Origin of the sequence: Streptomyces sp. NPDC093598 (assembly GCF_044764825.1) — a bacterium.
In the GTDB taxonomy this organism is placed as follows: Bacteria; Actinomycetota; Actinomycetes; order Streptomycetales; family Streptomycetaceae; genus Streptomyces.
In genome coordinates this window covers 26990-44452 of sequence record NZ_JBIWIV010000011.1, presented here as the reverse complement: position 1 = coordinate 44452, position 17463 = coordinate 26990, and the positions used below count along the sequence as shown (strand labels likewise).

The following is a 17463-nucleotide window of genomic DNA, read 5'->3' as shown; positions in this document are numbered from 1 at the left end:
AGGAAACACCGACCATGAACAAGCCGACGCGCGCCAGAACGCTCACGGGCACGGCCCTCGCCCTGGCGGCATCGATGGCGCTGACCGCCTGCGGTGGAAGCGACGACGCCTCGTCCGACGCCGAGCCGAAGCAGACGAAGAGCAGCAAGGCCGTCGCGGTCGACAACCCGCTGGTCGCCACCTTCGACGGAGGAATGTACGTCCTCGACGGCGAGACCCTGAAGCCGGCGAAGACGATCGAACTGCCCGGCTTCAACCGGGTCAACCCGGCGGGCGACGAGGACCACGTCGTCATCTCCACCGACAGCGGCTTCCGCGTCTTCGACGCCGCCCGGCAGACCTTCACGGACGCCGAGTTCAAGGGCGCCAAGCCCGGTCACGTCGTGCGGCACGCCGGCAAGACGGTCCTGTTCACCGACGGCACCGGCGAGGTGAACGTCTTCGACCCCGCCGAACTCGGCGACGGCACCAAGCCGCAGACCCGCACCTACACGTCCGCCGAGCCCCACCACGGTGTCGCCATCGAACTGGCCGACGGCCAACTCGTCACCACCCTGGGCACCGAGGAGAAGCGCACCGGCGCCCTCGTCCTCGACAAGAACAACAAGGAGACCGCACGCGCCGAGAACTGCCCGGGCGTGCACGGCGAGGCCGCCGCCGAGGACGAGGTGGTCGGACTCGGCTGCGAGGACGGCGTCCTGCTCTACAAGGACGGCAAGTTCACCAAGGTCGACGCCCCCGGCGACTACGCCCGCATCGGCAACCAGGCGGGCAGCGACACCTCCCCGATCCTCCTCGGCGACTACAAGACCGACCCCGAGGCGGAACTGGAACGGCCCACCCGCGTCTCGCTGATCGACACCCGCACCGCGAAGATGAAGCTGGTCGACCTCGGCACCAGCTACTCCTTCCGCTCCCTCGGCCGCGGTCCGCAGGGCGAGGCACTCGTGCTCGGCACCAACGGCGTCCTCCATGTCATCGACCCGGAGACCGGCAAGGTGGAGAAGAAGATCGACGCGGTGGGCGACTGGACGGAGCCCCTGGACTGGCAGCAGCCCAGGCCCACCCTGTTCGTCCGTGACCACACGGCGTACGTCTCCGAGCCGGGCAAGCGCCGACTGCACGCCTTCGACCTGGACTCCGGCGAGAAGCTGACGTCCGTGACGCTGCCGAAGGGCACCAACGAGCTGTCCGGCACGGTGGCCGGTCACTGACCGGTCCTCTCCGGAGCGCGCCTCACGGAACGCCCGCCGACCCTCTGCCGGCGGGCGTTCCGCACCGCCGTAGGCAGGGATCAGGACAGGGCCGCGGAGGTCCGGCGTGTCCCGTGGCACCGGCCGCCGGCGGGGAGTCGGTGAGAGAGCCCGCCATGACACAGGCCGTTCAAGCGTGCCGGTCCGTAGGGGCCGGTGTGGTGCTCCGAGTGAAGCGGCATCGGTCGCACACGCCGGTCAGTTCCACCGTGTGCTCGACCTCGGCGAAGCCCGTGACCTCGGCCACCTTCTCGGCCCAGCGTTCGACCACGCCCGCATCCACCTCCGTGCTGAGGCCGCAGTCGCGGCAGACGAGGTAGTGGCGGTGCCCGTCGGCGGGGCGGGGTCGGTAGAGCCGCTCCCCGCTCCTCTCCCGCACGACGTCGAGCCGGCCGGAGCGGTCCAGGGCGTGCAGCGTCCGGTACACCGTGGTCAGGCCGATGGTGATGCCGTCGGCTTCCAGCGCCTCGTGCAGCTCCTGGGCGGAGGTGAAGCCGGCCCTCTGGTGCAGGGCGCTCATGACGGCCTTCCGCTGCCGTGTCGTGCGCAACGGCGCCGGCAGCTGTGTGGCTGATGTTTCGCGCAGGGCTGCCCACCTCCAAGAGACATCGCACATGGTAATCATTTCCAACGATTCAAAGGAGGCCCCGCACGCGGTAGGGGCCGGGCCCGCTTTGCCGGAACGGCCAGAAGTCGGCGTTCAGCGGACGTTCCGGAGACAGTGGTCAGTGCCCGCCTCGTTCGCGGAAGGCGCACGCCGCTCGGGGGACCTGGGCGAACCCGGTGCATGTGTGCGAGCAGGCCCGCACCGGCTTCCTTCCTGCGGTCACCAAGTCCTCCTGGTGGCCGTGCCGCTCGCAGAGCGAGGGCGGCCATGCAGTGCGGGGGCACGGGCGGCGACTCCGCCCCGGGAAGCGCCGCCGTCGGCTGTCACGGCAGGCGCAGGAGGTTGAGCCGGTAGCCCTCGGCCTGGGGCAGGCGTTGCGCGGCGATCGCGGACACCATCTGCTGGCAGGGCAGCGGCAGTTCGGCCAGCAGGGGGCCGGGGAGGCTGGTGAGGGTGTGTGACGCCAGTACGCCGATCCCGGGGCGCCAGCCGGTCAGTCCGGCCGGGTCGGGGCAGTACCAGTGCATGCGGGCGTCGACCTTGCTGAGGACGTCGTGCTGTTCCTGGGTGTCGAAGAAGCCCGGGCCGGCGGTGTCGAGGGCCAGCAGGGAACCGGGGAAGCGGTCGGCGAGCAGATCGACGACCCGGCGCACATCGGGCTCGTGCAAGTAGGGCAGTACGGCCTCCGCGACGAACAGGCAGGGCCCGTCGGTGCGCGCGGCCACCTCCGCGGCCCACGACTCGTCCGTCACCGAGGCCGCGATCATCGTCCGGCGCGGCGTGTCCGTGAAGAAGGTGCGCCGCAGCGCGATCACATCGGGCAGGTCGAGTTCGAACCACCGGGCACGGCCGTTGTCCACGCGTTCATAACGCGTGTTGAGGCCGGTGCCGATCTCCACCACGGTTCCGGCGGGGTGCTCGGAGAGGAAGTCCGTCACCCATCGGTCGAACAGAAGGGCGCGCAGCAGTGCGCCGGTGAGGCTCGGGAGGTCGTCGAAGCGTCCGAAGTCGTAGTCGATCGAGGCGACGATCTCTTCGGCCCGCGCGTCCCGCAGCAGGGCGTGTTCCTTGCGGTTCTCCACCGCGCGGGCGTACAGCGGGATGAGGAGTGTCTCCTGCACCGTTCCCAGGCGCGGCTTTTCCCTGTCCATGAGCGGCCTCCCTGACACAGGTGTGTACCGGGCCGGACGGTGCCGTGGCTGCGACCACCGTCCAACCCGGAGTTTCAGTGCCCCGTCACAGTGGTGAGGGGGGCGTGCTCGTGCGCGCAGCTCTCGTCGACGCCGTAGGTGTCCCAGGCGGGGAACGGATCGCTGGCGGGCGGGGCCTCGTCTTCCCGTAGGAGACAGCCGGCCAGGGCCGCCCGCAGGGATTCCGCATTCAAGTGGGTGCCGATGAACACGAGTTCCTGGGCGTGAGGGCTGTCGGAGTCACGCGCGGCGGAGGGTTCGAAGCGTGCCACGGAACCGGCCTGGGACCACAGTCCCGTCACTCGCGGCCGGCTGGCCAGCGTGAAGAAGCCCTTGGACCGGAGGACCTGCCCGTGAGCGCCGCTGTCCAGTGCCTCCGTGACGAACGTCCACAGCCGCCCGGGATGGAAGGGCGCCGCGGAGCGGAAGACGGTCGAGGAGATGCCGTACTCCTCCGTCTCGGGGACGTGGTCGCCGTTGAGTTCCCTGACCCAGCCCGGAGCCTGTTGTGCCCGCTCGAGATCGAAGCGGGCGGTGCCCAGGACCTCTCCGACCGGTACGCGGCCCCGCACGGCCGGCACGATGTGGGCAGCGGGGTTGAGGCGGGCCAGGGTGGCCCGCAGCCGGTCGGCGGTCGCGGAGTCGACGAGGTCGAGCTTGTTGAGGACGATGACGTCGGCGAACTCGGTCTGGTCCATCAGGAGGTCGCTGACCGTGCGTTCGTCGTCCTCGTACTGGTCCAGGCCCCGTTCGGCGAGTTCGTCGCCGCCCGCGAGTTCTGGAAGGAAGTTGGCGGCGTCCACGACCGTGACCATCGTGTCCAGCCGGGCCAGGTCGCCGAGGGTGGCGCCGTCGTCGCGGGCGAAGGCGAAGGTGGCGGCCACCGGCATGGGCTCCGAGATGCCGGAGGACTCGATGAGGAGGTAGTCGAAGCGCCCCTCGCGTGCCAGCCGGTCCACCTCTTCCAGCAGATCGTCGCGCAGGGTGCAGCAGATGCACCCGTTGGTCATCTCGACCAGGCGTTCCTCGGTGCGCGACAGAGCCGCCTCGCCGCCGCGTACCAGGGCGGCGTCGATGTTGACCTCGCTCATGTCGTTGACGATGACGGCGACGCGCAGGCCCTCGCGGTTGGTGAGGACGTGGTTGAGCAGGGTGGTCTTGCCGGCACCGAGGAACCCCGACAGGACGGTGACGGGCAGGCGCGGCGAGGGGACGTGGGTCATGCGGTGTCAGCCCTCGGGGCGGAGCAGACCGCGCTCGTGGGCCTCGGCCAGCCGCTGGGGCACGCGGTACGGAACCCCGTCCACCGTGACCGTCACCAGCTGCGGCGTCGTGGCCTTCCACTGCGCGCGACGGTGCCTGGTGTTGCTGCGGGACAGCCTGCGTTTGGGCACGGCCATGGGGACCTCCGAGTACGAGTGGTGTGCGCCACGGACGATACATGAAAATGGATGTCATTACGATTGATGCTGTCGCGCCGCTGTCCCGGATCGGCGAGGGGCGGGACTCCGGTTCGGGAGTCCGACCGCACCTGCACTCCGTTGCGGTGGATGGGGCCGCTCTCGCGGGACCCCCGCCGGTGGCCGCCCGGATCTCCGCATTGAGCCGTGGTGCTCGGTATCGAGCGCGTGAGCGTCGGTGTAGCCGTTGACCTGCTCTTATATGGCTCGGCCCAACGATCAAGAAGCACCGCTGCCCCGTGTCTGTCCTGTCCAGAGTTCCGGGCGGTAGCTTGGTGGAGAAGGCCCCTGAAGGAGGGCGATTCGATGGCGTGGTTCGCGTGGCTGCTCGCCGCCGCAGCGCTGGGTGTCGCGGAGTTCTTCACCCTGACCCTGGTCTTCGGGCTCCTGGCGGGTGCCGCGCTGGTCGCCGCCGTCGTCGCCGGTGTGGGCATCGGCGTACTCGGCCAGTTCGTGGCCCTCGGTGTCGCGGCGGCCGCGGGCCTTCTCGTCGTCCGTCCTGTCGCGCTGCGGCAGATGACACAGCAACCCCTCACCCGTGACGGCAGCGATGCGCTGATCGGCAAGCGGGCCGAGGTCATGCAGGAGGTCACCGCGACCCGCGGTCTGATCAAGCTCTCCGGCGAGGAGTGGTCCGCCCGCGCGCTCGACGAGAGCCTCGTGATCCCGGTGGGCGCGCTGGTGGACGTCATGGAGATCGAAGGCGCCACGGCCATCGTCTACCCCCGCGAGCTTCTTCCGTGAACGGCTGAACGCACAGCAACGGAGGCACTGTGGATCCATTTGTCGTCCTCGCCCTTGTGGCGGCCATCGTCGTCGTCTTCCTCGTGGCCTCCAGCGTGCGGATCGTGCCGCAGGCACGCCGCTACAACGTCGAGCGGTTCGGCCGGTACCGCCGGACGCTGCAGCCCGGGCTGAACCTGGTCGTGCCGGTGGCGGACCGCATCAACACCAAACTCGACGTGCGCGAGCAGGTCTATTCGTCCGATCCCAGGCCGGTGATCACCGAGGACAACCTCGTGGTGAACATCGACACCGTGCTCTACTACCAGATCACCGACCCGCGGGCGGCGGCCTACGAGGTCGCCGACTACCTGCAGGCGATCGATCAGCTCACCGTGACCACGCTCCGGAACGTCATCGGCAGCATGGACCTGGAGGAGACGCTCACCTCGCGCGAGGAGATCAACTCCCGGCTGCGCGCCGTCCTCGACGACGCCACCGGCAAGTGGGGCATCCGGGTCAACCGGGTCGAGATCAAGGCCATCGATCCACCGCACACCATCAAGGAGGCGATGGAGAAGCAGATGCGGGCCGAGCGTGACAAGCGCGCGGCCATCCTGCACGCCGAGGGGGAGCGGCAAGCCAAGATCCTTACCGCTGAAGGCACGAAGCAGAAGGACATCCTGGAGGCGCAGGGCACGCAACAAGCCATGATCTTGCGGGCGGACGGTGAGGCGAAGGCGGTGGAGCTCGTCTTCCAGGCCGTCCATCGCAACAATGCCGACGCGAAGATCCTGGCCTACAAGTACCTGGAGACGCTCCCGCACCTCGCGAACAGCGACAACAACACGTTCTGGGTGATCCCGGGGGAGCTGACCGAGGCGATTCGGACCGTCACCACCGCATTCGGCGACCAGTCGGCAGCGGGCCCGCCCCAACCCGCGCAACCCGAGGAAGCAACCACTGCCGCGCCTGGCGACACGTCGTACGAAAGCCGGACTCCGGAGCTCGGTGCTGCAGGCTCGACGGCTGCGCTCGATGCCGTCGCGGCTGCTGACGAGGCAGGGAGGCAGGCCGCCGCCGCGGTGAGCGACGCCAAGGCCGAGGCCGAGGCCGCGAAGTCGCCTCAGACGCCGCGCCGGGGGCAGACGCCCGGCGGTTGAGCCGACCCTCGGTTGTCGCCAGGGACTGCCCTCAGGCTTCCAGAGCCCTCGGGAGGACCGGGCACTTCGAGCACGGGCGGCGCGGGGCTTTTGTCACCGTGCGCGACGGATGCGGATGGGGCCGCGGGCCTCGGCCTCCGCGACGGGCCGCCCGGCCTGGGTCACCTCGACCTTGCCGGCCGCCACCAGACGCCAGGCCGCTTGGCGGGCCGGTTCCATCAGAGTTCGCCAGCCACCGCCGTCACCCTCGTAGATCTCCCGCGCGGCGTCGGACGGACAGATCGAAGCAGTGTCCGCACGTCGCGCCAGCAGACTCATGATGGCCTGCTCCAGCCGCTGAGTGAGCTGCCGATCCGTCTCCGCCACGCCATCCAGTGTGGCACCTCTTGCAGGGGGCGGACGGCGCTCGCCTCCCCGCGGAGCAGCCCGTGCTCAGGACCTCGACTCCGCCAGGGCTTCACTCTCGTGGTCGCGTCGGGTGCCGGCCGTGAACTCCCGCGTGTACGTCGCCTCGTCCATCGTGGAGCGCAGGCGGTGCGCGATGCGTTCCACGTCGCCTCGCTCCGCCGGGGGGTGCGGGGCGCCCGCCCGTTCCCGGGTCGCCGCCGCCGTGCCGAGGAGGCGGGCTGCCCGCTCCGGGGCGCCGGACAGGGAGTACGCGCCGGCCAGGCCTTCGAGGGCCAGGGCGACCGAGCGGGGGTCCTTCGTCGTCGCGGCGGCTGTCAGGCCGTCCCGGTGGTAGGCCAGGGCGCGGTCGGCGTCGCCGCGTTGTTCGGCGATGAAGCCCAGTTCGGCCAGGACCAGCGCGAGGCCCGGGCCGTCGCCGCGCCGGCGGTTCCAGGCCAGCCAGGGGCGCAGCCACTCCTCGGCGGCGTCGAGACGGCCCTGGCGGCGGGCGCTCAGGGCGAGGCCCAGCGCGGCGAACTGCTCGGCCGGCTGGTTGCCCTGGCCGACCGCGATCCGCAGGGCGCGGGTGTGCAGGTCGTCGGCCTCGTCGTAGCGCTGGGTGAGCAGGGCGATCCTGCCGAGACCCGACAGCTTCGTGGACATCTCGGGCCAGGTCTCCAGGGCCTGGGCGATGCGCAGGCTCTCCCGGTGCAGCTGGGCGGCGAGGTCGTAGTCGCCGTTGATCTCGGCGAGCCTGCCGAGCACGTCCGTCGTCTTCAACCGGCCCCACAGGTCGCCCAGTTCCGCGAAGTGGGCGCGGGCCTCCTCGGCGTTGCCGCGCAGCGACTCCAGGTCACCGCGCGCCAGGGCGAAGCACGCCCGCGTCGTCAGCGCGGCGGCGGTGCCCCACGCGTCGCGCAGGGTGCGGAAACGGACCAGGACGCGCTCGACCCGCTGCTCGCCCTTGACCAGGGCCCCCACCGTCCACTGCGCGTGCGCCAGGAACCACTGGGCCCTGGTCGACTCCAGGGTCGACTCGGGCGGGTACTCCTCCAGGGCGTCGCACTCCCGGTCGTGCTCGCCGAGCAGCAGGCGGATGCCCGTGTACCAGAACACCGCCTCCACGCGCTCCTCGGGCGCGGCGTCGCCCGGCGTGTCCAGGGCCGTCGCCAGCGCCCTGCGGGCCTCGCCGAGCCGGCCCCTGACGTACCAGTACCAGGTCAGCGAGTTGACCAGGCGCAGCGCTTCCTGCGCGGCCCCGGACCGGTCGGCCTCCGCCAGCGCGCGCTGCACGTTCGCCGCCTCCACGTCCAGGTACTGGAACCAGCGGGACTGCTCCCGCTCGTGCAGATGCGGCCGGGCCCGCTCGGCGAGGCGGACGCAGTGCCGCAGGTGCCGGGCCGCGATCTCGGCGTGCTCACCGGACTCGGCGAGCATGTCACGCGCGTAGACCGCGACGGACTCCAGCAGCCGGTAGCGCGGACCCTGCGGTCCCTCGGTGCGGACGGCCAGCGAGCGCTCCACGAGCAGGCTCAGCGCGTCGAGCACGTCGGCGGGTGACACACCGCCGCCGGAGCACACGTCCTCGGCGGCCCGCAGACCGCACCCCTCGCTGAACACCGACAGCCTGCGCAGCACGGTCCGCTCGCGGTCGTCGAGCAGACTCCAGCTCCAGTCGAGCGTGGCCTGGAGCGTCCGGTGGCGTGAAGGGGCGTCCCGGTAACCGCTGTTGAGCACCTTGAAACGGTCGTCGAGCCGGTCGTGCAGTTCCCTGATGCCCAGCGATCTCACGCGCGTGGCGGCCAGTTCCAGGGCGAGCGGGATGCCGTCGAGGCGCCGGCACACATCGGCGACGAGCGGGGCGGTGGCCGCGTCGAGCACGAAGTCCGGGTCCGTCGCCCTGGTCCGGTCGACGAAGAGGCGTACGGCGCCCGCGCTCGTCAGCGCGTCGAGGTCCGGCCGGTCCTCCGGGGGCAGCGACAGCGGCGCCACCGGATACACCGTCTCGTCCCGGGTGCGCAGCGGCTCCTGGCTGGTCGTCAGGATGTGCAGGTGCGGGGCCCGGCTCAGCAGCAGGCCGGCCAGCCGCGCGACGGCCTCCACGACGTGTTCGCAGTTGTCCAGCACGAGCAGCAGCCGGCGGCCGGCCAGTGCGTTGGCGAGGCGGTCCGTGGGGCCCTTGGCGTCGTCGTCCGAGGTGTTCTCCCGGATGCCCAGCGTGGCCATGACCTGCTCGGCCAGCGCCTCCTCCCCGGCGAACCGCTCCAGGCCCCCGGCGTCCGCGAGTTCCACCAGCCAGGTGCCGTCGCCGAACGCGCCCCCCAGACTCTCCGCCATGGCCTGGGCGAGGCGGGTCTTGCCGACCCCGCCAGGGCCGGTGAGCGTCACCAGGCGTCGCCGTAAGAGCAGGGTCCGGATCGCATCGATGTCCCGTTCGCGGCCCACGAGCGGCGAGGCCGAACCGGTCGGCCCCGGTCCCGCCTGCACCCCCGTCGCAGACCGCGCGGGCGGCTCCGGCCGGGCCAGCACCGGGTCGTGACGCAGGATGGCCTGCTGGAGCGCCTCCAGGGACGGTCCGGGCGTCAGCCCCAACTCCTCGTCGAGCCGGCGCCGCAGATCGTTGAAGCAGTCCAGCGCGTCGGACGAACGCCCCGCCTGGTACAGCGCCCACATCAGCGCGCCCCGCAGCCCCTCGCGCAAGGGATGCTGCTCCACCAGTTCCGTCAGCTCGCCCACCAGCAGACTGTGCTCGCCCAACTCCAGCCGCACTGAGGCGTGTTCCTCCACCGCCGTCAGCCGCTCCTCCTCCAGGCTCGCCGCCGTCGGCCGCACGGACGGCTGGTCGGCGAACTCGGCGAAGGCGGGGCCGCGCCACAACGCCAGCGCCTCGGTGTACAGCGCCGCCCGTGTCACCGGGTCCTCGCCGGATCTGGCCCGGGCGACCAGGTCGCGGAACCGCCCGGCGTCGAGCGCACCGGCCGGGACGTCCAGGACGTATCCGGGCGGCCGGTGCGCGACCAGTTCGCGGCCGCCCGCCTCCGCGTCCTGCAACACGCGCCGCAGCTGGGAGACCTTGGCCTGGAGCGACGCCGCAGGCCGGGCCGTGAAGGTCGAGCCGCCCCACAGGTCCTCGATGAGCCGCGCCGCCGGGACGACCTGCCCGCGGTGGGCGAGCAGATCGGCGAGGAGCATGCGCACCTTGACTTCGGGTACCCGCACGACACGACTCTCGTCCGTGCGCACCTCCAGCGGCCCCAGCACCCCGAATTCCATGATCTCAGCGTAACCGGCCGACAACCGGCGCGACCGGCGACGACAAGGGCTCGGCCACCGGTCCGAAGGCCCTCCCCGCGGCATTTCCGAAGCCGTCCGAAGCGAATCCGAAGGGGCATATGCCAGGGTTCCCCGAGGAATGCGGTTTCGGCGGGGGCGCGGAGGGCGGGGGCAGGTGGCCGAGAATGAACGACTTCGGCTGGCGATCATCATCGGCAGCATCAGGAAGGGCCGGTTCGGGCACGTCGCGGCGGAATGGCTGGCCTCCCGGGCCCGGCTGCGGCCCGACTTCGACGTGGACGTCATAGACCTCGCCACGGCCTGGCTGCCCGACGTGATGTCCGCCGACCCGTCGGCTCCCCGACCCCAGGCCGTCAAGGACCTGGCGCCCTGGCTGGCGTCGGCCGACGCGTTCGTCGTGGTCACCCCCGAGCACAACCAGACGTTCCCGGCGTCCTTGAAGAACGCGATCGACTGGTACGACGAGGAATGGCACGCCAAACCCGTCGGATTCCTCTCCTACGGCGGTCCCTCCAGCGGTCTGTGCGCCGTGGCGGCCCTGCGCCAGGTCTTCGGCGAGGTCCACGCCGTCACCGTGAACGAGACCGTGAGCTTCCACAACTACTGGGAGCGGCTCGGACCCGACGGCACCCTGGCCGCCTCCGACGACTGGGACGTGTCGGCCCGGCTGATGTTCGACCGCCTCAGCTGGTGGGCCGGTGTGCTGCACCGGGCCAGGGCAGAGCGCGGATACCACGTACCCCCGGTGAACAGACAGGAGCGCAACGCGCCATGGACGGCCAGTGGTTCCGACGTTTCGGCGATCCCGAGCCCGACGCTCTCAGGCTGATCTGCTTCCCGCACGCCGGGGGCGCGGCCAGCGCGTACCAGCCGCTGTCCCGGCAGCTGCGACCGCACGTCGAGGTGCGGGCCGTGCAGTACCCCGGCCGCCAGGACCGCCGGCGGGAGACCCCGGTGGCGGACATCAGGGAACTCGCCGCGCTCGTCGCCGGGAAACTGGAGGACGAGGAGACGGCAGCGCCCTTCGCGTTCTTCGGTCACAGCATGGGCGCGCTGGTGGCGTACGAGACCGCCCGGATCCTGGAGGAGCGCGGGGCCCGGCCACCCCGCCGGCTCTTCCTGTCGGCCCGGGGTGCCCCGGGGCCGCGGCGCAGTCCGCACGACGTGCTGCCGGACGACGACGCGATCCTGGCCGCCGTACGCCGGCTCGGCGGCACCGGCGTGGCCCTGTTCGACGACCCGGAACTGGTGGCAATGGTGCTGCCCGCTCTGCGAGCCGACTACGCGGCCCTCGCCGCGTACTCCTGGACGCCCCGGGAGCCGCTGCACACGCCGGTCACCGTGCTGTGCGGCGACGCCGACCCGGTCGTCTCCGTCGAGGAGGCGGCCGGCTGGCGGACGTTCACCCGCGCCGAGACCGAGGTGCGGGTCTTTCCCGGCGGTCACTTCTATCTGGACCAGCGGCTCGGCGACGTGGCCGAGGTGGTACTGCGCGGCGTCCGCCCGGCGGGCGCCGCTCGGGCGGGCAACGGCGCCGGCCATGACTGAACACGGGTGTTCGACGTACGGGGGTAGGCGTGGAGTTCAAGGTTCTCGGGCCGCTTGACGTGGTGAGCGGCGGGCGGAGTCTGCCGCTGGGCGGCGTCAAGCAGCGAGCGGTGCTCGGGCTGCTGTTGCTCCACGCCAACCAGGTGGTCGCCACCAGCCAGCTCCTCGAGGCCCTGTGGCCCGAGGACGGGAGGCCGGTCACGGCACGCAAGATGGTGCAGAACGCCGTGTGGGGCCTGCGCGCCCTGCTGGAGAGCGGCGGCGGCGAGGGGCACGAGCCGCCGCAGCTGATCACCCGGGCGCCGGGCTACGTGCTGCGCGTCGACCCCGAAAAGCTCGACGCGACCCGCTTCGAACGCGCTGTCGCCGCGGGCCGGGCCCGCCTGGACGCGGGTGCGGCGGCCGAGGCCGCCGAGCTGCTGGGGGAGGCCCTGGCGGAATGGCGCGGCTCGGCCCTGTCGGATCTGGCCGAACAGGGAGTGGAGTGGGCCGAGTTGACGGCGTTACGGCAGTTGCGCCTGGACGCCATGGAGGACCGCTTCGAGGCGGAGCTGGCGTGCGGCCGGCACCATGGCGTGCTGGGCGAACTGACCTCGCTGGCCGAGGCCGAGCCCCTGCGGGAGCGATTGTGCGGGCAGCTGATGCTCGCCCTGTACCGCTGCGGGCGGCAGGCGGAGGCGCTGAGCGTGTTCAGCAGGGTGCGGCTGGCCCTGGTGGAGGAGTACGGCCTGGAGCCGTCCGCCGCCCTCCAGACCCTGCAACGACGCATCCTGCGCCATGACCAGGCACTGGCCTCCCCCACGGAGGTCCGCGCGGAGCGGGGCGCCGCCGAGATGAGCGCACCGCGGTGGCGCCCGGTCGTGGAGGCGGACGTCGCGCGGACACCGGTTCCCATCACGGCGGACGCAGGGGACCCAGGGGTGGGCGGGCCGGACGGCGCGGCACCGGAGCCCCTGCGTGCGGCCGGTCTCATGGGGGCCGATGACCAGACACGCGTGCCGGTGTCCGCCGCCGGTGTCGCGGAGGGCGGAGACCGACCGCGTACGGCGCCGTCCATCGGAGGCGCAGAGGAGGGAGGACGGGGGAGCGGGGCTTCGCCTTCCGGCGGCGCGGGGGGTGGCGGTGGTTCGGGCGGGGTGTCCTCGTTCGGCGGCGTGGAGGCAGGCGGTGGTCCGGGCGGGGTGTCCTCGTACGGCGGCGCGGGGAGTGGCGAACAGCCGGGCGTGACAACGGGGTTCGGCGGTGCCGAGGGCGGGGTGGTCGCCGAGCGGCGGGACGTGTGCGTGCTCGTGGTGTGCACCGAGTCCGCCGGGGACGCGGCGGCCATGGAGAGCGAGCAGTTGGACACCTCCCTGCACGACGCGGTCACCGTGCTCACCGAGAGCGTCGAGACCCGCTCCGGGACGGTCGTCGGCTCCATGGGCGGGCTGTGCGCCGCCCTGTTCGGACTGCGCTCCGAGCGCCCCGAGGCATCGCTGAACGCGGTGCGCGCGGCCTTCGCGGCCCGTGAACGGCTGGCCGTGCGGGCGGGCATGGTGATGCGTGCCGTGGTCGTCTCCGGCAAGGCGATCGTGCGGCACGACCCGCACGACCCCCGGGCCCCCGTCTCGGTGGTGGGCACCCTGCTCGACAAGGCGCACGGCCTGCTCGCCGGCGTCCCGGAGGGCGAGCTGTACGTGAGCGAGGACGTGGCGGCTGACACCGGCACGTGGGTGGGCTACGACGAGACCACCCGCGCCGCCGACGGCGCCGTCGGCATCCGCAGGGCCCGGACCCTGCACACGGACCGGCCCGCCGGGCCCGGCACCGATGTCCGGCGCCGGCCCGAACTCGCCCTGCTGGAGAACCTCCTGGAGTACTCGCGCCACCATGACGTGCCCTCCATGCTGACGGTGCTCGGCGGCCACGGGGTCGGCAAGACCGGTCTGCTCGCCCAGTTCGAGCGCCGCGCCGCGGGCGACTTCGGCGAGGTGCGGATCGTACGGCCGAGCACCCCGAAGGGCGGCCAGGACGCCGTCGGCACGGCCGCCGCACTGCTGGAGGCGTGGGCGCCGCGGCACGGGGCGCGGCTCGACCCGCCGGAGCAGCGGATCCGAGCCGTGGTCCGCTCCGCCGTCGACTCCGACGTGGTCGCCGCACGGCTGCTGCGGGTGCTGGGTCCCGCATCCCACTCCGGCCTGGCCGGGCGCGGGGCCGACCTGCTCGCCGCGTGGCGCGAGGTCATCGAGCACGAGGCTCGCCGTCGCCCCCTGGTCCTCTGCCTGGACGACCTGCACCTCGCCGACGAGGCAGTGCTGGACTGGGCGGAGAGCCTGGCCGTCGCGGGCACCGGGGCGCTGCTGGTCGTCGCCTGCGGCCACTCCGACCTGTTGCGCCGCCGGCCGTTCTGGGGCAGCGGCTGCGAGCACGCCAGCCGGCTGACCCTGCCCCGGCTGCGCGAACCGGCCGCCCCGCCGCGGCGCACCCTGCCCTTCCCGGACTGCCGCACCCGACGGCAGGAGGAGCGGGCGAGGCCGTCCGGCCGGATCCACGCCGGGTTCCGCGGCAAGGGCGCCGAGCCGGTCGAGGTACGGCCCGGGCGACGGGCCGTGTGACGGCCGGACTGGCCGGGGTGCGGTCCGGGGGGTGGGTCGTGTGACGGCCGGGCCGTGCAAGGTGCGGGTGTGGGCGGTGGGTCCGGTGGTGGCCGGGCCGGTCGGGGTGCCGGTGGGGCGTGTCGTGAGCCGACCCGGCGAGGTGCCGTGCCGGCTGCACGGCCGTGTGATGACCGGGCCGAGGAGTGGCGAATGGGCGGGGTGTGGGCGGGACTTGGTGTGCTGTCCGTATGGACATCGCAGCCCCACAGACCCGCCGTCCCGCGCACGCGTCACCTCGGCCCGGGCGGGTTTCCGTCGCCGGAGAGATGGACACTCCGCTGGCCGTCTTCGTCGGCGCCCGGTTCGCCGCGGCCCTGCACGAAGGGCTGAGCCGGGCCGGCCGCCCCCGGGACACCGGCCCGGCCCGGCCGGATGACTCCGAGCCCCTCGCCCGACCGCCCGGGCGCACGGCGGCGCGGCAGGACGCGCTGCTCGCCGAGCACGCCGGGGAGATACTGGCCCGCTTCGCCGCCGGGCTCCGGACCGTGCCGGGTGTCACCGCGGCGGACCGGACCCGGATGACCGCGTGGGCGCGGCGGGTGCTCGGCGCGGCCGGTTCCGCCGGTCCGGTGCGTACGGGCGCGGCGGCACCCTGGGAGGCCCTGGCCGGGTCGCTGCTGGTCGAATCGGCAGCGGACGTCCTGCCCGAGGGGTCCGCGGACGTCACGCGGGCGCTGGGCGCCCTCGCCCGCGCCATACGCCTCACCGGCACGGGCGGGACGCGCTCAGGCGACCTCGGACTCCCGGACCGGCGGAAGCAGCGACTCCAGTAGCCGGTCCAAGGCGTCGCCCGGCTCCGGGCTGAGGCTCAGGCTCAGGGTCACCGTGCGCGGGTGCGCGGTGGCCCAGCCCGGACGCCGGTCCGGCAGCCGGGAGTCCGCGCCGACGACGATGAGCAGCGGCACGGCCGCATGGGTCTGCGTCAGCCGCTCCACCAGGTCCAGCAGCGCGTCGTCGGCGTGCTGGAGGTCGTCCCAGATCAGCACCAGCGGCTGCTCGCGCGCCGCCGCCGCCAGGAACGCCGCCCACGCCCGGAGCATCTCGCCGGGGTTCTCCCGCTCGTGCGCCGTCCGCCGCGGCGAGAGCAGCCGGGCCAGGGGGTGGAACAGGTCCGCTCCGGCGGCCGGGTCGCCGCTCAGGCGGTTCAGCGCGGCCCGCAGCCGTGCCGCGGCCCGGGGCTCGGGGGCGCCGGGGTCGATGCCGCAGTAGGAGGCCAGGATCTCCGCCGGCACCGACAGCGCGGAGCCGGTGTGCGGCGCAGGAACCGTGCCGGCCAGCACCCGCACGGGACCGCCGTGGTCCTCCTCGACCCGCCGCTGGAACTCCATCAGCAGGCGTGTGCGGGCCCGGCCGGACCCTTCGATGAGGGTGATCAGATGCGCCGCCGAGCGCTGCCGCGTGTGCAGCAGGGTGTGATGCATCAGCTCCAGCTCGCTGACGTGGGCACCGGCACCGCCGGCCGGACCCCACGACAGGCTGGTGACGTCGTCGTGCAGGGCGTGCAGTTCCCACGGGGCGAGGGCCGACGCGCAGGCCCGCCGGAACGTCGCGGCCCGTTCGACCTGGCGGTGGGTCTCCGCGCAGACGTGGATCTCCCCGGCCTGCACATGGGCGAGCATCGTCCGGCAGGTGTCGACGAGCCTGCCACCGCTCCACAGCGGCGGCGGGTCGTCCGAGGACCGGCGCGGCAGCAGGGCCTCCCCGGACGCCACGGCCGCGTGGACGGTGAGACCGCGTACGGCGGCCTGCGGAGGGGTGAGCGTGCCGGTGGGGACGCTCAGGCTGTCGCGGACGGCGGACGCGGTGCGGACCGCGCGCTCGGCGCTGTCGGCCGGGTCCGTCCCGTCGGCGAACACCGCGAGCACGGTCGAACCGAGCACGGCCGTGACCCGGCCGCCGTGGAGTTCGGTCTTCTCCCGGGCGACCTGGGTCAGCGCGTCGACCACCCGGTCCCGGTCCTCGGCCAGCACCCGGCCCAGTTCCGCGCCGAGCCCGAAGCGGAACATGACCACGCTGGCGGTGCGGGACTCGTGCCGGCCGCGGGAGGAGACCTCGGCGGCCGGTGCGGTCCGCTCCGCGGTCGCGGCGGGTCGGATGCGGGCGGGCGGTTCGGTGCACGCGGCTCGCTTCACCGTCGCGCGCGGTTCGGTGCATGCGGCCCGCCTCGCGATGGTGGCGGGTTCGGTGTGTGCGGCTTGCTTGGCGGGTGTGGGCGGTTCGGTGTGTGCGGCCTGCCTCGGGGGTGTGGCCGGTTCGGTGTGTGCGGCTTGCTTCGCGGGTGTGGCCGGCTCGGTGCGCGCGGCCGGCGCGGACGCCGGTGGTGCTGCCAGCGGTGCGGAGGTCGCGGCGGGTTCGGGCGGGGCCGTCGTGGGCCGGGGGACCGGGGTGAGGTGCGCCGGCTCCCGGCCGCTCACCGGGCGAGGCACCTCCAGCACCGGGTCCTGGGTGAGGATCGCCTGCTGCAACCGGTGCAGTTCGCGCCCGGGCTCCAGCCCGAGCCCCTCGACGAGCGCGGTGCGTACCCGGCCGAAGACCGCCAGCGCCTCGGCCTGCCGCCCGCACCGGTACAGGGCCACCATGAGCTGCCCCGAGGCGCGCTCGCGCAGCGGCTCGGCGGCCACCAGGCTCTCCAGGTCGGGCAGGACGAGCTGGTGCCTGCCGCAGGCGAGGGCGGCCTCGAAGTGATCCTCCATGACGTCGAGCCGACGGTTCTGCAGGGCCGTCAACTCCGGCCAGCAGATACCTTCCTCCACTAGATCGGAGAGGACGGGCCCGCGCCACAACGCCAGCGCCTCGCCGAGCGAACGGCGGGCGCGTTCCACCTCGCCCGCCGCCAGGGCGGCCCGCCCCGTCACCACCCGCTGCTCGTAGTCGAGCAGGTCGACGCGCTGCTGCGGCACGCGCAGCAGGTAGCCGGGTGCACGGGTCAGCAGTTCCGGACCGTGCTCGGCGCGCGGCGGCCGGGACAGGACGCCGCGCAGCTTCCAGACGGCGTTCTGCAGGATCTTGCGCGCGGTCATGGGCGCGTCGTCGTCGGCCCACAGGGCCGACAGCAACTGGCTGGTGGACACCACCTGGTTCGCCTGCAACAGGAGATACGCCAACACGGCGCGTTGCCTGTGCCCGCCCAGGTCCACCAGGCTTCCCGGCGGTCCCCCCGCATGCTCGACCTCGAGTGGCCCCAGTAAGCGGAACTGCATGA

14 protein-coding genes are annotated in these 17463 nt (G+C 72.9%); 7 read left to right on the top strand and 7 right to left on the bottom strand.

What is annotated here, in order from left to right; genetic code table 11:
• The first annotated feature begins 14 nt into the window (after positions 1-14).
• Positions 15-1214: a zinc metallochaperone AztD gene (aztD, locus tag ACIRDU_RS27340; protein ID WP_403583905.1), complete on the top strand. Its 1200-nt coding sequence runs from the start codon at positions 15-17 to the stop codon at positions 1212-1214.
• 169 nt (positions 1215-1383) lie between these two features.
• On the opposite strand, the gene ACIRDU_RS27335 is transcribed toward aztD, so the two are convergent.
• From ACIRDU_RS27335 to rpmF, 4 genes are all read right to left on the bottom strand, one after another.
• Complete coding sequence (locus tag ACIRDU_RS27335) at positions 1384-1869, bottom strand: Fur family transcriptional regulator (RefSeq protein ID WP_403583903.1); 486 nt, start codon at positions 1867-1869, stop codon at positions 1384-1386.
• 314 nt (positions 1870-2183) lie between these two features.
• Positions 2184-3011 carry a class I SAM-dependent methyltransferase gene (locus ACIRDU_RS27330; RefSeq protein WP_403583900.1) on the bottom strand — a complete coding sequence of 276 codons (828 nt, stop codon included), beginning with the start codon at positions 3009-3011 and terminating at the stop codon, positions 2184-2186.
• 74 nt (positions 3012-3085) lie between these two features.
• Positions 3086-4273, bottom strand: a complete 1188-nt coding sequence (locus ACIRDU_RS27325; RefSeq protein WP_403583898.1) for a GTP-binding protein — start codon at positions 4271-4273, stop codon at positions 3086-3088.
• A gap of 6 nt (positions 4274-4279) precedes the next feature.
• Entirely contained in the window at positions 4280-4450 is a 171-nt protein-coding gene (gene rpmF, locus ACIRDU_RS27320) for a 50S ribosomal protein L32 (protein ID WP_403583895.1), read from the bottom strand.
• Between the two features lie 366 nt (positions 4451-4816).
• On the opposite strand from rpmF, the gene ACIRDU_RS27315 reads away from it, so the two are divergent.
• Both ACIRDU_RS27315 and ACIRDU_RS27310 read left to right on the top strand, forming a co-directional pair.
• Positions 4817-5254, top strand: a complete 438-nt coding sequence (locus ACIRDU_RS27315; protein WP_403583892.1) for an NfeD family protein — start codon at positions 4817-4819, stop codon at positions 5252-5254.
• A gap of 29 nt (positions 5255-5283) precedes the next feature.
• Positions 5284-6396, top strand: coding sequence for an SPFH domain-containing protein (locus tag ACIRDU_RS27310; protein WP_403583889.1), 1113 nt, complete (start codon positions 5284-5286; stop codon positions 6394-6396).
• A 93-nt stretch (positions 6397-6489) separates the two neighbouring features.
• On the opposite strand, the gene ACIRDU_RS27305 is transcribed toward ACIRDU_RS27310, so the two are convergent.
• Positions 6490-6714 carry a DUF3253 domain-containing protein gene (locus ACIRDU_RS27305; protein WP_403584235.1) on the bottom strand — a complete coding sequence of 75 codons (225 nt, stop codon included), beginning with the start codon at positions 6712-6714 and terminating at the stop codon, positions 6490-6492.
• 114 nt (positions 6715-6828) lie between these two features.
• Entirely contained in the window at positions 6829-10056 is a 3228-nt protein-coding gene (locus ACIRDU_RS27300) for a BTAD domain-containing putative transcriptional regulator (protein WP_403583887.1), read from the bottom strand.
• A 175-nt stretch (positions 10057-10231) separates the two neighbouring features.
• Between ACIRDU_RS27300 and ACIRDU_RS27295 the strand changes: the two genes are divergently transcribed.
• The 4 genes from ACIRDU_RS27295 to ACIRDU_RS27280 all read left to right on the top strand — a co-directional run bounded on the left by ACIRDU_RS27295 (position 10232) and on the right by ACIRDU_RS27280 (position 15034).
• Positions 10232-10906: an NADPH-dependent FMN reductase gene (locus ACIRDU_RS27295; RefSeq protein WP_403583884.1), complete on the top strand. Its 675-nt coding sequence runs from the start codon at positions 10232-10234 to the stop codon at positions 10904-10906.
• The gene (locus ACIRDU_RS27290) at positions 10849-11625 is read left to right on the top strand and encodes a thioesterase II family protein (protein ID WP_403583882.1); all 777 of its coding nucleotides are present in this window, start codon (positions 10849-10851) and stop codon (positions 11623-11625) included. The genes ACIRDU_RS27295 and ACIRDU_RS27290 overlap by 58 nt, the downstream gene beginning before the upstream one ends.
• A gap of 29 nt (positions 11626-11654) precedes the next feature.
• Entirely contained in the window at positions 11655-14219 is a 2565-nt protein-coding gene (locus ACIRDU_RS27285; protein WP_403583879.1) for a BTAD domain-containing putative transcriptional regulator, read from the top strand.
• A gap of 308 nt (positions 14220-14527) precedes the next feature.
• A complete protein-coding gene (locus ACIRDU_RS27280) occupies positions 14528-15034 on the top strand; it encodes a hypothetical protein (RefSeq protein WP_403583877.1) in 507 nt (168 codons plus the stop codon).
• Here the strand turns inward: ACIRDU_RS27280 and ACIRDU_RS27275 are convergent.
• Entirely contained in the window at positions 14987-17461 is a 2475-nt protein-coding gene (locus ACIRDU_RS27275; protein ID WP_403583874.1) for a BTAD domain-containing putative transcriptional regulator, read from the bottom strand. The two genes, ACIRDU_RS27280 and ACIRDU_RS27275, sit on opposite strands and share 48 nt — an antisense overlap.
• Between the last annotated feature and the right edge of the window lie 2 nt (positions 17462-17463).

Excerpts from the sequence above, each read along its gene's own strand:
- aztD (WP_403583905.1), top strand. The coding sequence starts at position 15 with ATGAACAAGCCGACGCGCGCCAGAACGCTCACGGGCACGGCCCTCGCC.
- ACIRDU_RS27335 (WP_403583903.1), bottom strand. The coding sequence starts at position 1,869 with ATGTGCGATGTCTCTTGGAGGTGGGCAGCCCTGCGCGAAACATCAGCC.
- ACIRDU_RS27330 (WP_403583900.1), bottom strand. The coding sequence starts at position 3,011 with ATGGACAGGGAAAAGCCGCGCCTGGGAACGGTGCAGGAGACACTCCTC.
- ACIRDU_RS27325 (WP_403583898.1), bottom strand. The coding sequence starts at position 4,273 with ATGACCCACGTCCCCTCGCCGCGCCTGCCCGTCACCGTCCTGTCGGGG.
- rpmF (WP_403583895.1), bottom strand. The coding sequence starts at position 4,450 with ATGGCCGTGCCCAAACGCAGGCTGTCCCGCAGCAACACCAGGCACCGT.
- ACIRDU_RS27315 (WP_403583892.1), top strand. The coding sequence starts at position 4,817 with ATGGCGTGGTTCGCGTGGCTGCTCGCCGCCGCAGCGCTGGGTGTCGCG.
- ACIRDU_RS27305 (WP_403584235.1), bottom strand. The coding sequence starts at position 6,714 with ATGAGTCTGCTGGCGCGACGTGCGGACACTGCTTCGATCTGTCCGTCC.
- ACIRDU_RS27300 (WP_403583887.1), bottom strand. The coding sequence starts at position 10,056 with ATGGAATTCGGGGTGCTGGGGCCGCTGGAGGTGCGCACGGACGAGAGT.
- ACIRDU_RS27290 (WP_403583882.1), top strand. The coding sequence starts at position 10,849 with ATGGACGGCCAGTGGTTCCGACGTTTCGGCGATCCCGAGCCCGACGCT.
- ACIRDU_RS27280 (WP_403583877.1), top strand. The coding sequence starts at position 14,528 with ATGGACACTCCGCTGGCCGTCTTCGTCGGCGCCCGGTTCGCCGCGGCC.
- ACIRDU_RS27275 (WP_403583874.1), bottom strand. The coding sequence starts at position 17,461 with ATGCAGTTCCGCTTACTGGGGCCACTCGAGGTCGAGCATGCGGGGGGA.